Source organism: Protaetiibacter mangrovi, from assembly GCF_024752305.1.
GTDB lineage: Bacteria > Actinomycetota > Actinomycetes > Actinomycetales > Microbacteriaceae > Homoserinibacter > Homoserinibacter mangrovi.
This window is the reverse complement of sequence record NZ_JANTHX010000007.1, coordinates 231257-244568: the sequence shown is the minus strand read 5'-3', so window position 1 is coordinate 244568 and position 13312 is coordinate 231257. Positions and strand designations below refer to the sequence as shown.

Annotated in this window: 11 protein-coding genes and 1 pseudogene; 11 read left to right on the top strand and 1 reads right to left on the bottom strand. The window is 70.4% G+C overall.

Going from position 1 to position 13312, the window contains the following annotated elements; all coding sequences use genetic code 11:
- Positions 1–187 precede the first annotated feature (187 nt).
- The 11 genes from rplJ (at position 188) to NUH29_RS08740 (ending at position 12737) form a co-directional block, all read left to right on the top strand.
- Positions 188–703, top strand: a complete 516-nt coding sequence (gene rplJ / locus NUH29_RS08790) for a 50S ribosomal protein L10 (protein ID WP_258798709.1) — start codon at positions 188–190, stop codon at positions 701–703.
- Positions 704–784: 81 nt separating this feature from the next.
- Entirely contained in the window at positions 785–1177 is a 393-nt protein-coding gene (rplL, locus tag NUH29_RS08785) for a 50S ribosomal protein L7/L12 (protein ID WP_258798708.1), read from the top strand.
- A gap of 249 nt (positions 1178–1426) precedes the next feature.
- A complete protein-coding gene (locus NUH29_RS08780; protein ID WP_258798707.1) occupies positions 1427–2779 on the top strand; it encodes an ABC transporter substrate-binding protein in 1353 nt (450 codons plus the stop codon).
- A gap of 119 nt (positions 2780–2898) precedes the next feature.
- Positions 2899–3867: a carbohydrate ABC transporter permease gene (locus NUH29_RS08775; RefSeq protein ID WP_258798706.1), complete on the top strand. Its 969-nt coding sequence runs from the start codon at positions 2899–2901 to the stop codon at positions 3865–3867.
- A complete protein-coding gene (locus NUH29_RS08770) occupies positions 3864–4853 on the top strand; it encodes a carbohydrate ABC transporter permease (protein ID WP_258798705.1) in 990 nt (329 codons plus the stop codon). Before NUH29_RS08775 ends, NUH29_RS08770 begins: the two co-directional genes overlap by 4 nt.
- 80 nt (positions 4854–4933) lie before the next feature.
- Positions 4934–6787: an ABC transporter ATP-binding protein gene (locus NUH29_RS08765; protein WP_258799249.1), complete on the top strand. Its 1854-nt coding sequence runs from the start codon at positions 4934–4936 to the stop codon at positions 6785–6787.
- Positions 6788–6912: 125 nt separating this feature from the next.
- Complete coding sequence (locus tag NUH29_RS08760; protein WP_258798704.1) at positions 6913–8274, top strand: cystathionine beta-synthase; 1362 nt, start codon at positions 6913–6915, stop codon at positions 8272–8274.
- 60 nt (positions 8275–8334) lie between these two features.
- Positions 8335–9513: a cystathionine gamma-synthase gene (locus NUH29_RS08755; RefSeq protein ID WP_258798702.1), complete on the top strand. Its 1179-nt coding sequence runs from the start codon at positions 8335–8337 to the stop codon at positions 9511–9513.
- 72 nt (positions 9514–9585) lie between these two features.
- Positions 9586–10875 carry an APC family permease gene (locus NUH29_RS08750; protein WP_258798701.1) on the top strand — a complete coding sequence of 430 codons (1290 nt, stop codon included), beginning with the start codon at positions 9586–9588 and terminating at the stop codon, positions 10873–10875.
- A complete protein-coding gene (locus NUH29_RS08745; protein WP_258798700.1) occupies positions 10862–11545 on the top strand; it encodes a cyclase family protein in 684 nt (227 codons plus the stop codon). The genes NUH29_RS08750 and NUH29_RS08745 overlap by 14 nt, the downstream gene beginning before the upstream one ends.
- A gap of 16 nt (positions 11546–11561) precedes the next feature.
- Entirely contained in the window at positions 11562–12737 is a 1176-nt protein-coding gene (locus NUH29_RS08740; protein WP_258798699.1) for a substrate-binding domain-containing protein, read from the top strand.
- Between the two features lie 35 nt (positions 12738–12772).
- Here the strand turns inward: NUH29_RS08740 and NUH29_RS14585 are convergent.
- Positions 12773–13303: pseudogene (locus tag NUH29_RS14585) on the bottom strand (ThuA domain-containing protein); the annotation flags it as partial.
- Between the last annotated feature and the right edge of the window lie 9 nt (positions 13304–13312).

The window sequence follows — 13312 nt, the reverse complement described above, 5'->3', positions numbered from 1 at the left end:
CCGAAGACCGCCGGTCTCTGCGCGCCCGCTTGCGGGCCGCGGACGAAGTCCTCACCAGAGGGGCCCGCGCAGGCGTGTGAAGTAGACCTCCGGGTTCAGCTCCGTGCGCATGCGCCGGAGCTTTTTTGTTGGGTCCTCCGCCCCACCGGCAGCCCTCGGCGTGACATCCACAACCACAAGGAGCGCCATGGCGAACAAGGAAACCACGGTCGCCGAGCTGACGGACGAATTCCGCAACTCGAACGCGATCGTGCTCACCGAGTACCGCGGCCTCACGGTGGCGCAGCTCAAGCAGCTGCGCTCCAGCATCCGTGAGAACGCGAGCTACGCCGTGGTGAAGAACACGCTCACCAAGATCGCCGCGAAGGAAGCCGGCGTGGAGGGTCTCGACGACCTCCTCGAGGGCCCTTCCGCGATCGCGTTCGTGCACGGCGACACCGTCGCCGTCGCGAAGGCTCTGCGTGACTTCGCCAAGGCCAATCCTCTGCTCGTGGTCAAGGGCGGCTACTTCGACGGTGCCGCTCTGACCGCTGCCGAGGTGGGCAAGCTCGCCGACCTCGAGTCCCGGGAGGTGCTGCTGGCCAAGCTGGCCGGCGCCTTCAAGGCCTCGCTGTTCGGAGCTGCCTACCTGTTCAACGCGCCGCTCGCCCAGGCCGTCCGCACGGTCGACGCGCTGCGCCAGAAGCAGGAATCCGCGAGCTGACGCTCGTACCCAGACACATCCGGCGGATCCCCGTCGGAGGTTCGACCCCGGGGCTCCGGCCCCACAGCTAAGGAGAAAGAAATGGCCAAGCTCAGCACCGACGAGCTGCTCGAGGCGTTCAAGGAGCTCTCGCTCATCGAGCTGTCCGAGTTCGTGAAGAAGTTCGAGGAGACCTTCGAGGTCACCGCCGCCGCTCCGGTCGCCGTCGCGGCCGCCCCGGCCGCCGGTGGCGCCGGTGGCGCTGCCGAAGAGGTCGAGGAGAAGGACTCGTTCGACGTCGTCCTCGAGTCGGCCGGCGACAAGAAGATCCAGGTCATCAAGGAGGTCCGTGCGCTCACGAACCTCGGCCTCGGCGAGGCGAAGGCCGTCGTCGACGGTGCCCCGAGCACCGTCCTCGAGGGCGCGAACAAGGAGACCGCCGAGAAGGCGAAGGCTCAGCTCGAGGAGGCCGGCGCGACCGTCGTCCTCAAGTAAGGACGTCACGCACCGCTTCAGAAGGGCGCCGCTCCCCACGGGGGCGGCGCCCTTCCGCATCCCCGGAAGGTTGCGCGATCGTGACCTGTTCGGGGGACGGGGTGGTTGCCGGGCGTGGGAGCGCTCGCCTAGCGTGGGAGATGGAAACGGTTCCCGTCGTCGCGAACGTGACCGCACGGGAGCCTCCGCCCTGCACCATCCGCACCCCGACACCGCCACCCGCGGGGGAGGGCTCAACGAGGAGGAACAATGCGTTCACGGGTGAACCGCCGGCTGTTGGCCGGCGTCGCGGCCTTCGGAGTCGGCGCACTCGCGTTGACCGGCTGCACCGGCGACATCGCAGACGACGGCGGAGACGTCGACTGCGCGCCGTACGAGGCATACGGCACCGACGAGGGCAAGACCGTCACGATCAGCGGCACGATCCTCGACCTCGAGGCCGACCGGCTCGTGGAGTCCTGGAAGGACTTCGAGACCTGCACCGGCATCGAGATCGACTACCAGGGCTCGAGCGAGTTCGAGGCCCAGATCGCCGTGCTCGCCGAGGGCGGCAACGCGCCCGACATCGGCATCGTGCCGCAGCCCGGTCTGCTCGCCCGGCTCGCCGCCGGCGGCTGGCTGATCCCCGCGTCGAAGGGCGTCGAGGACAACGTCGACAAGTGGTGGTCGGCCGACTGGAAGCAGTACGGCACCTACGACGGCACCTTCTACTCGGCGCCGCTCATGGCCTCCATCAAGGGCTACATCTGGTACTCGCCGAGCGAGTTCGCGGACAAGGGCTACGAGGTGCCGACGACGCTCGACGAGCTGAAGGCGCTGTCGGAGAAGATCGCGGCCGAGGGCGACCACAAGCCGTGGTGCGTCGGCCTCGAGTCCGGTGAGGCGACCGGATGGCCGGGCACCGACTGGGTGGAGGACTTCGTGCTCCGCGAGGACGGCCCCGACGTCTACGACCAGTGGGTGAACCACGAGATCCCGTTCAACGATCCGCAGATCGTCAAGGCCTTCGACTCCGTCGGGGAGTACCTGAAGAACCCCGACATGGTCAACGGCGGCATCGGCGACGTGTCGACCCAGATCAGCGAGGCGTTCCAGACCGCGGGTCTGCCGATCCTCGACGGCGAGTGCTCGCTGCACCACCAGGCCTCCTTCTACGAGACCTTCTGGAACCCGGACGGCGGCGACGCCAACACCGTCGCTCCCGACGGCACGGTGTGGGCCTTCCTGCTGCCGCCGGTCAACGCCGACGACCCGCAGGCGGTCACCGGTGGTGGCGAGTTCCCGGTCGCGTTCCGTGACGCCCCCGAGGTCGAGACGGTGCGCACCTTCCTGTCGAGCGACACCTGGGCCAACAACCGGGTGAGCCTCGGCGGCGTCATCTCCGCGAACAAGGGCGTCGACCCCGACAACGCCTCGAGCGAGCTGCTCAAGCAGTCGATCGAGATCCTGCAGGGCGACACCACGTTCCGCTTCGACGGCTCGGACCTCATGCCGGGCGCCGTGGGCGCGGACTCGTTCTGGAAGGGCATCGTCGCCTGGGTGGGCGGCCAGTCCACGCAGGACACGGTCGACGCGATCGAGGCCAGCTGGCCCACCAGCTGATGCCCTGACCGCATCCGGATCGGGGGCGGGGCTGGTTCTCAGTCCCGCCCCCGCTCTACCCTCGGAGCAGGGCCGTGCCCTGCACCACCTCTTCGACGGTGAAGAAAGGCGAGTGACACATGACCACCGGGGATCTGATCGGCAAGATCCTGCAACTCGTGATCGGCTTGGTGATCTTCGCCGCCATCGTCGGGCTGCTGGTCTTCTTCATCGACAAGGCGCCCAAGAAGGGGCGCGACTACTGGCAGCTCGTCGGCTTCCTCGCGCCGGCGCTCATCCTGCTGACGATCGGGCTCGTCTACCCGGCGTTCCGCACCCTCGGGCTGTCGTTCGTCGACAAGGGCGGCAACTTCACCTGGGACAACTTCATCTGGACGTTCACCCAGCCGGCGGCCATCCGCACCCTCATCAACACCGTCATCTGGGTCGCGTTCGTGCCGACCATCTCCACCGCGCTCGGCCTCGCCTACGCCGTCTTCATCGACCGCTCCCGCGGCGAGCGCGTCTACAAGGCTCTCGTGTTCATGCCGATGGCGATCTCGTTCGTCGGCGCCGGCATCATCTGGAAGTTCGTCTACGAGTACAAGTCGGCGGGCCGCGAGCAGATCGGCCTGTTCAACGCGATCGTCGTCGCCTTCGGCGGCGACCCGGTGCAGTGGCTGCAGACCGACCCGCTCAACACCTTCCTGCTGATCCTCGTGATGATCTGGATCCAGACCGGCTTCGCGATGGTCGTGCTCTCCGCCGCCATCAAGGGCATCCCGACCGAGCAGATCGAGGCGGCGCAGCTCGACGGCACCAACGCCTGGCAGCGGTTCCGCAACGTGACCGTGCCCGGCATCCGCGGGTCGCTCGTGGTGGTGCTCACCACCATCTCGATCGCCACCCTCAAGGTCTTCGACATCGTGCGCACCATGACCGCCGGAAACTTCAACACGAGCGTCATCGCCAACGAGATGTACACCCAGGCGTTCCGCGCCTCCGAGGTGGGGCGCGGATCCGCGCTCGCCATCATCCTGTTCGTGCTGGTGCTGCCGATCGTGATCTACAACGTCAATGTGCTCCGCAAGCAGAGGGAGATCCGATGAGCTCCGTTGCCCCCGCAGACCTCCCCATCAAGGACGGGGAGGGCGAGATCGAGGTCGCCGTCGAGGGACGCGACGGCGGCAAGGCCGGCCGGGTCAAGCGGCGGCTCACCTCGCGGGGTGCCACCATCGCCGCCCTCGTCATCGCCGTGCTCTGGACGATCCCGACCTTCGGGCTGTTCATCTCCTCGTTCCGGCCGGCCGAGCTGATCCTCACCACCGGATGGTGGACGATCTTCCAGAACCCGGGCTTCACCCTCGACAACTACCGCGACGTGCTGCTCTCGCCGTCGCAGTCCTCGCCCCAGCTCGGCGCCTACTTCGTCAACTCGCTGTTCATCGCCATCCCGGCGACCATCTTCCCGCTGACCTTCGCGTCGATGGCCGCCTACGCCTTCGCGTGGATGCGGTTCAAGTGGGTGAACTGGCTGTTCATCTTCGTGTTCGCGCTGCAGATCGTGCCGCTGCAGATGGCGCTCGTGCCGCTGCTGCAGTTCTTCTCCACGTTCCTGAAGCCCGGACAGCAGTGGCTGCACGACCTCATCCCGATCATCCCCGTGCAGAACTACCTGCCGATCTGGATCGCGCACACCATGTTCGCGCTGCCGCTCGCCATCTTCCTGCTGCACAACTTCATCTCCGAGATCCCGGGCGAGGTGATCGAGGCGGCCCGCGTCGACGGCGCGACCCACGGGCAGATCTTCTTCCGGATCGTGCTGCCGCTCGCCATCCCGGCGCTCGCGTCGGTGGCGATCTTCCAGTTCCTGTGGGTGTGGAACGACCTGCTCGTGGCGCTGATCTTCTCGGGCGGCACGCAGGACGCCGCTCCACTCACCCAACGATTGGCCGAGATGGTGGGGTCGCGCGGGCAGGAGTGGCAGCGCCTCACGGCCGGCGCGTTCGTGTCGCTCGTCGTGCCGCTCATCGTGTTCTTCTCGCTGCAGCGCTACTTCGTGCGCGGGCTCCTCGCGGGCTCCACGAAGGGGTAGCCGCTCCGCGCTCGCCGCCGGTTGAGGAGCGAGCGCAGCGAGCGTGTCGAAACCGCCCCGCCTAGGCTCGACACGTGAGCATGGGCGGACGCGGCGGCGGGATGCGCGGGGGCGTCGGCAGCCGCGATGCCGAGGTGCAGCGGGCCGAGAACGCGGCCGCGCCCCGCATCCCGAACCTGCTCGGGCGCATCGGCGAGCTGTTCGCTCCGTTCCGCGTTCCGCTGAGCCTGACGATCGTGCTCGTGCTCGCCTCCGCGGGGCTCGGGGTGCTGCCGCCGCTGCTCACCCAGCGCGCGTTCGACGAGGGGCTGTTCCCGCCATCCGGCACCCCGGACGTGCCGGTGCTGCTGTGGCTCGTCGGCGCGATGGTCGGGCTGTGGCTGGTGTCGGCGGTGCTCGGCGTGTGGCAGACCTACCTCACGGCGCGGGTCGGCAACTCGGTGATGGGCGTGCTGCGGGTGCGGCTGTTCAGCCACCTGCAGGCCATGGAGCTCGGCTTCTTCACGCGCACCAAGACGGGTGTCATCCAGTCGCGGCTGCAGAACGACGTCGGCGGCGTGGCATCCGTGCTCAACAACACGGTGTCGAGCGTCGTCGGCAATACGGTGACCGTGGTCGCGGCGCTCGTGGCGATGCTCGTGCTCAGCTGGCAGCTGACGATCGTGGCGGTCGTGCTGCTGCCGGTGCTCGTGCTCGCCCAGCGCAAGGTCGGGCAGGTGCGGGCGCGCATCGCGACGCAGACGCAGGAGTCGCTGTCGGAGATGACGGCGATCACCCAGGAGACCCTGTCGGTGTCGGGCATCCTGCTCGCCAAGACCTTCAACCGGCAGCCCGCCGAGATCGCCCGCTACTCGGCCGAGAACGACCGGCAGATCGAGCTGCAGGTGCGGCAGCAGATGTCGGGCCAGTGGTTTTTCGCCATCGTCGGCGTGTTCATGTCGGTCGTGCCGGCGGTCGTCTACCTGGTGGCGGCGTGGCTGATCCTGCACGAGGTGCCGGTGACGGCGGGCACGATCGTGGCGTTCACGACCGTGCAGGCGCGCCTGATGTTCCCGATGATGGGGCTGCTGCGGGTGGCGCTCGACCTGCAGACCTCGCGGGCGCTGTTCGCGCGCATCTTCGAGTACCTCGACCTGCACCCGGCGATCACGGATGCCGCCGATGCACGATCGGTGGATGCGGCGCGGCTCGGCGAGGTGGAGTTCCGCGACGTGACGTTCCGGTACCCGGATGCCGCCGCCGATGCGCCCGGCACCCTGCAGGACGTGTCGTTCCGCATCGAGCCCGGCCAGTACGTCGCGTTCGTCGGGCCGTCGGGCGCCGGCAAGACCACGGTGTCGTACCTCATCCCGCGGCTCTACGAGGCGAGCGAGGGCGCAGTGCTCTTCGCGGGCACGGATGTGCGGGAACTGCGGCACGCATCCCTCGTCGATCACATCGGGGTCGTGAGCCAGGAGACCTACCTCTTCCACGCGACGATCGCCGAGAACCTGCGCTACGCGAAGCCCGACGCCACCGACGAGGAGCTCGAGGCCGCCTGCCGCGCGGCGAACATCCATGACACGATCTCGCGGTTCCCCGACGGCTACCACACGCTCGTGGGGGAGCGCGGCTACCGGCTCTCGGGCGGCGAGAAGCAGCGGGTGGCCATCGCGCGCGTGCTGCTCAAGGACCCGGCGGTGCTCATCCTCGACGAGGCGACGAGCGCGCTCGACACCGTCTCGGAGCGCATCGTGCAGGGGGCGCTCGACGCCGCCTCCCGCGGGCGAACCACGGTCGCGATCGCCCATCGGCTCTCGACCGTGGTCGACGCGGATGTCATCCACGTCGTGCGCGCGGGCCGCATCGTCGAGTCTGGCACCCACGCCGAGCTGCTCGGCCTGGGCGGCGAGTACGCGCGGTTGTTCGCGGAGCAGCTGACCGCGTCGGTGTGAGGTTCCATAGACATGTCTATGACCTCACAGACACCGGCGCGCGGGTGTCTATCGGGCCAGAGACATGTCTATGGCCGCCGCGGACCACCGGTAACACACGGATGCGCGCCGGTAGGCTCGAAGCCATGAAATACGCCGAGACGGTGCTCGACCTGGTGGGCAACACGCCGCTCGTGAAGCTCAACCGCGTGACCGACGGCATCCGGGCCACGGTGCTCGTGAAGGTCGAGTACGTGAACCCGGGCGGCAGCTCGAAGGACCGCATCGCGCAGCGCATCATCGACGCGGCCGAGCGCGAGGGGAAGCTCAAGCCCGGAGGCACGATCGTCGAGCCGACCTCCGGCAACACGGGAATCGGGCTCGCGCTCGTCGCCCAGCAGCGCGGCTACCGCTGCGTGTTCGTGTGCCCCGACAAGGTCTCCGAAGACAAGATCAACACCCTGAAGGCGTACGGCGCCGAGGTCGTGGTGTGCCCGACCTCCGTCGCGCCCGAGAGCCCCGACTCCTACTACTCGGTCAGCGACCGGCTCTCGAAGGAGATCCCGGGTGCCTTCAAGCCCGACCAGTACTCCAACCCCAACGGACCGCTCAGCCACTACGAGACCACCGGCCCCGAGATCTGGCGCGACACCGACGGGCGCATCACGCACTACGTCGCGGGCGTCGGAACCGGCGGCACCATCTCGGGTGCGGGGCGCTACCTCAAGGAGCAGAACCCCGCCATCCGCGTGATCGGCGCCGATCCCGAGGGCTCGGTGTACTCCGGCGGCACCGGCCGGCCGTACCTCGTGGAGGGCGTCGGCGAGGACTTCTGGCCGACCGCCTACGACCCGGAGGTGGTCGACGAGATCATCGCGTCGTCCGACGCCGAGTCGTTCGACATGACCCGCCGGCTCGCCCGCGAGGAGGGCCTGCTCGTCGGCGGCTCCTCGGGGCTCGCCGTCGCATCCGGGCTGAAGGCCGCGCGCGAGCTCGGACCCGACGACGTCATGGTGATCCTGCTGCCCGACGGCGGCCGCGGCTACCTCGGCAAGGTGTTCAACGACCGCTGGATGCGCTCCTACGGCTTCCTGCCCGCCGAGGGCGAGAAGACGGTGGCCGATCTCGTCGGCACCAAGGAGCCGGAGCTCGCCGGCCTCGTGCATGTGCACCCGAGCGACACCGTGCGCCACGTGATCGACAAGATGCGGCGGTTCGACATCTCCCAGATGCCGGTGCTGTCGGCCGAGCCGCCCGTCGTGATGGGCGAGGTCGTCGGCTCGGTCGACGAGCAGAGCCTCATCGACGCCGTGTTCCACGGCGACGCGAAGATGACGGATGCGCTCGCCGGGTTCATCGGCGCACCGCTGCCGCTCATCGGCATGAACGACTCCGTCTCGGCGGTGCGCGACGCGCTCGTCGATGCGGATGCGCTGCTCGTGACCGCCGACGGCAAGCCCGCCGCCGTGGTCACCCGCCACGATCTGCTCGCGTTCTTGGCCGAATAGCACCGCCTCGCCGAGCAGCGAACCCCGCGCCCCGCACCACCCCAGAACCAGGAAGCACCCATGAGCCTCGACGAGTCCCGCGACGCCGACTTCGCCACCCGCGCCATCCGCGCCGGCCAGTCCTTCGACCCCACCACCGGGTCGGTGATCCCGCCCGTGTACCTCACGACGACGTTCGTGCAGGACGGTATCGGCGGCTTCCGCGGCGGCTACGAGTACACCCGCGGCGGCAACCCCACCCGCACCGCGCTCGAGACCCAGCTCGCGGCGCTCGAGGGCGGCGACCGCGCGTTCAGCTTCGCCTCCGGGCTGTCGGCCGAAGACGCGCTGCTGCGGGCTCTGCTCGCCCCCGGCGACCACGTGCTCATGGGCAACGACGTCTACGGCGGCACCCACCGGCTGGTGAACCGCGTGCACGTGCCGTGGGGCGTCGGCCTCGACACCGTCGAGATGGGCGAGCTCGACGCGGTGCGCGCGGCGCTCACCCCCGAGACCCGGGTGGTGTGGCTCGAGACCCCCTCGAACCCGCTCATGAAGATCACCGACATCGCCGCGGTCGCCGAGCTCGCGCACGCGAACGGCGCGATCGTCGTCGTCGACAACACCTTCGCCTCGCCCTACCTGCAGCAGCCGCTCGCGCTCGGCGCCGACGTGGTCGTGCACTCGACCACGAAGTACCTGGGCGGCCACTCGGATGTGCTGGGCGGCGCCGTCGTGCTGAACTCCGGCCTCGAGGTGCGCGGCGAGGATCTCGCCGACCGCGTCGGCTTCATCCAGTTCGGCGTGGGTGCGGTCTCGGCGCCGATGGACGCGTGGCTCACCTCGCGCGGCATCAAGACGCTGCACGTGCGGATGGACCGCCACTCCGCGAACGCGCAGGCGATCGCCGAGTCGCTCGTGGGGCATCCGAAGCTCGCGAAGGTCTACTACCCGGGCCTGCCGGAGCACCCGGGGCACGAGCTCGCGGCCCGCCAGATGCGCTCCTTCGGCGGCATGCTCTCGATCGAGCTGCACGACGCCGACGCCGCCCGCCGGTTCGCCGAGTCGACCGAGCTGTTCCAGCTCGCGGAGTCGCTCGGCGGCGTCGAGTCGCTCGTCTGCTACCCCTCCGAGATGACGCACGCCTCGGTGCGCGGTACCGCGCTCGAGGTCTCGCCGGCCGTCGTGCGGCTCTCGGTGGGCATCGAGGGCGTCGACGACCTGATGTCCGACGTGCTCGATACCCTCGCTCGCGTCTGAGTCGGCGCGAATCGCGCGCACGATGGCGGAAAATCGCTGGTCCGCGCGTTCGTGCCAGCGCAGGATGAGAGCGTGAGCAAGGTGAGCGCGGTCGAGACGCGGGAGGCACCCGTGGTGCACGGGCGGATCGGGCTGCCCACCGCATCCGCGCTGTACATCGCCGCCGTGCTCGGCACGGGCATCCTCGTGCTGCCGGGACTCGGAGTGGATGCCGCCGGCCCGGGGTCGATCCTCGCCGTCGCGATCGTGCTGGTGCTGTCGATCCCGCTCGCCGCGACCTTCGCCGCGCTCGCCGGGCGCTATCCCGACGGAGGCGGCGTCGCCACGTTCGTGCGACTCGCCCTCGGCGACACCGCCGCGCGCGCCACCGGTTACCTCTTCCTCTTCGGCGTCGGATTCGGCGCACCCGTCGTGGCGGCGCTCGGCGGCGAGTACCTGACGACCGCGCTCGGCCTCGACCGCACCTGGGTCGCCGCGATCGGCATCGGCTTCCTGGTCGCCTCCCTCGTGCTCAACCTCTTCGGCCTGCGGGTGTCGGGTGCTGTGCAGCTCGGACTCTCGGGACTCCTCGTGGCCGTCGTCATCGCCGTGATCGCGAGCGCCGCACCCGCGGTGCACGCCGCGAACTTCACGCCCTTCCTGCCGCACGGCTGGGCCGGCGTCGGCCTCGCCGTGAGCCTCTTCGTCTGGGCCTTCGCGGGCGGCGAGGCGATCACCCACATCGCGCACGAGTTCCGCAACCCGCGCCGCACGATCGCCTGGGCCACCGCCATCGGCATGACCGTGGTCGGGGTCGCCTACCTCTCGCTGCAGCTCGTCACGGTCGGCGTATTCGGCTCGGCGGGGTCGCCCGGGCAGGCTCCTCTCATCGACCTCGTCGCCATCAACTGGCCCGCCATCGGGCCGGCGCTGATCGGCGGCATCGCGACGATCATCGTGCTCGGGGTGCTCAACGCCTACGTGCCCGCCTTCGCGAACCTCGCCGCATCCCTCGGTCGCGATCGGCACCTGCCGCGCTGGTTCGCCGTCGGCTCGGAGGCGGGCGTCGTCCCGCGCCGCGCGATCGCGCTCGTGGCCGCGCTCAACCTCGGCTACGCCGCCGTGTTCTTCGGCTTCGGCTTCGAGCTGCAGACGTTCATCCTCATCCACACCGCCTCGATGGTCTCCCTCTACTTCATGGGCATGATCGCCGCCGTGCGCCTGTTGCGGCGCTGGAGCATCGGATGGTGGATGGCGGTCGTGTCGGTCGTGCTGACGGGCGCGCTGCTCGTGCTCGCCTGGGACCACCTGCTCGTGCCCCTCGTGCTCGCCGCCGTCGCCGTGCTGGTGACCGTCATCCGGAGGTTCCGTGCCCGCCCCTGACCGCACGCCGCGACGCGTCGTCGACCTCAGCCACCGCATCCGTGCCGGGCTCGTGACCTACCCGGGGCTGCCCGCGCCGGTCATCACGCCGCACCTCACCCGGGAGGACTCGCGCTCGCACTACGAGCCGGGCACCGAGTTCGCGATGGACGTCATCACGATGATCGGGAACACGGGCACCTATCTCGACAGCCCGTACCACCGCTACGGCGACGGGGCGGATCTGGCCGGCCTCGGGCTCGCGAGCCTCGTCGAGCTGCCGGCGGAGGTGTTCCACCTGACCGACCTGACGACGCGCGGCATCCCGGCATCCGTGTTCCGGGACCGCGACGTGCGCGGCACGGCGGTGCTGCTGCACACCGGCTGGGATCGGCACTTCGGCACCCCCGCCTACGGGGTCGACGCCCCGTTCCTCTCCGCAGAGGGCGTGGCGTACCTCGTCGAGCAGGGTGCGGCGCTCGTCGGCATCGACTCGCTCAACATCGACGAGGTCGTGCCGCACGGCCCCCGCCCCGCTCATTCGGGGCTGCTCGGCGCCGGCATCCACGTGGTCGAGCACCTCACCAACCTGGGCGAGCTGCCCGCCTCGGGCGCGCGCTTCACCGCTGCGCCTCCCGCGATCGAGGGCTTCGGCACCTTCCCCGTGCGGGCCTACGCGACCCTCGGCTGAGACGTAGGCTCGCCTCGTGACGTCGAGGTCGGGTCGGATGACGGCGGCGCTGCTGATCGGCGCGCTCGCCGGCTCGCTCGCCGCGTGCACACCGCCGCCGAGCGGTCCCCCCGTGGTGGTGCTGTTCCCCGGGCAGCCGGACGACGACTGGGGTGCGAGCGCCCAGGTGCTGCGCGACGAGCTGGAGGGTGACGGATACGCGGTGGAGGTGCGCTTCGCGGGCGATGACATCCCGCGCCAGCTGGAGCAGCTGCGGGAGGTGCTCTCGGCCGCCCCCGCCGCGGTCGTGATCGCCCCCGTCGACCCCACCTCGATCTCGGCGGTGCTGGCCGACGCCGCACCGGACGAGGCCGCGATCATCTCCTACGACGACCTCATCCTCGACTCCGAGCTGGTGGACTACTACGCCACCTTCGATCACCGCGCCGCGGGCCGCGCCGAGGCGACGTCGCTCGTCGACGCCCTCGGGCTGGCGGACGACCCGGATGCCGGCCCGTTCGCGGTCGAGCTGCTCGCCGGATCCGCCGACGACCCGGGTGCGCAGGGCGCCTTCGCGGGGGCCCTCGAGGTGCTGCAGCCGTATCTGGACGCCGGGCGGATCACGGTGCCCTCGGATCGCACGGACCTCGAACGGGCGGCGATCCTGCGCGGCGACCCCGCGATCGCGGCCGAGCGGGTGGCCGCGCTGCTCGCCGACGACGTGCCGCTCGCCGGGGTGCTCTCGCCGAGCGACGCCATGAGCGCCGCCGTCGCGGGGGTACTGGCCGACGCCGGGCTCGAGGTGGTCGCGCCCGGCGACACGTGGACGGCGACGCCGATCCCCGTCGAGCCGACCCCCACGGCGACCGCACCGCCGCCCGATGCGACGACGCCGCCGAACACCGATGCCGGTCCCGACGCCGAGAACGGGACCGGTGAGGACGCCCCGGCGCGGGTCGTGCTCACCGGCGGCGGTTCGACGCTCGACGGCGCCCGCGCCGTGCGCGACGGCTCGCAGACCTCGACCGTGCACGAGGATCCCCGGGAGCTCGCCCGGGCCGTCGCGAGCATGGTGAGCGAGGTGGTCGCGGGGTCCGCACCGACGGTCACCCGGGGGGCGACGACCGACAACGGCGCGCGCGAGGTGCCGACACTGCTGCTCGAGCCGCGGCTCGTCGCGACCCGTGAGGACGCGCTCGCCGTGCTCCGCTGAGTCACCGCCGCGACAGCAGCCAGGCCGTCGGCCTCGTGCGCCCAGGCCAGCGGGTGCCGCACCCCGCCCTCCTCGTGCCAGGCGAACGCGGTGGCCCGCGGCGACATCCGGAGCGCCGTGTAGCGCTCGTCGACGAGGTGGACGTCACCGAGACCCGTCGTCACCGGGTGCGGATCGAGCTGCACCCGGGTGTCGCCGAGCTCGGGGTGCCAGCTCGCATCCGGCACCCACCGCCCACCCAGCATGCGCTCCCACTCCGGACGATCGACGAACAGGCAGGCGGCCGCGTGCACGCCCAGCATCGGCCGTCCCGCGCGGAGGTGCCGGTCGAGGGCGATCAGCACCAGCTGATCGCCCGGTGTCGCGGCGTAGGCGTTCGAGGCCTGCACGATCGCGAGCTGCGGGCCGTCCTCGATGCCCGCCGCGAACGCGGCCGCGGTGTCGACGATGCGCGTGCCCACCCCGATCGCGGCGAGCACCTCGGCGATCCGCCCGGCCGTGGCGGGGAACGGATGCCACGGGTCGCCGAAGTCCCCGCCGCCCGTCAGCAGCAGCGCGTCGGTCATGCGTCGACG

Excerpts from the sequence above, each read along its gene's own strand:
- rplJ (WP_258798709.1), top strand. The coding sequence starts at position 188 with ATGGCGAACAAGGAAACCACGGTCGCCGAGCTGACGGACGAATTCCGC.
- rplL (WP_258798708.1), top strand. The coding sequence starts at position 785 with ATGGCCAAGCTCAGCACCGACGAGCTGCTCGAGGCGTTCAAGGAGCTC.
- NUH29_RS08780 (WP_258798707.1), top strand. The coding sequence starts at position 1,427 with ATGCGTTCACGGGTGAACCGCCGGCTGTTGGCCGGCGTCGCGGCCTTC.
- NUH29_RS08775 (WP_258798706.1), top strand. The coding sequence starts at position 2,899 with ATGACCACCGGGGATCTGATCGGCAAGATCCTGCAACTCGTGATCGGC.
- NUH29_RS08770 (WP_258798705.1), top strand. The coding sequence starts at position 3,864 with ATGAGCTCCGTTGCCCCCGCAGACCTCCCCATCAAGGACGGGGAGGGC.
- NUH29_RS08765 (WP_258799249.1), top strand. The coding sequence starts at position 4,934 with ATGGGCGGACGCGGCGGCGGGATGCGCGGGGGCGTCGGCAGCCGCGAT.
- NUH29_RS08760 (WP_258798704.1), top strand. The coding sequence starts at position 6,913 with ATGAAATACGCCGAGACGGTGCTCGACCTGGTGGGCAACACGCCGCTC.
- NUH29_RS08755 (WP_258798702.1), top strand. The coding sequence starts at position 8,335 with ATGAGCCTCGACGAGTCCCGCGACGCCGACTTCGCCACCCGCGCCATC.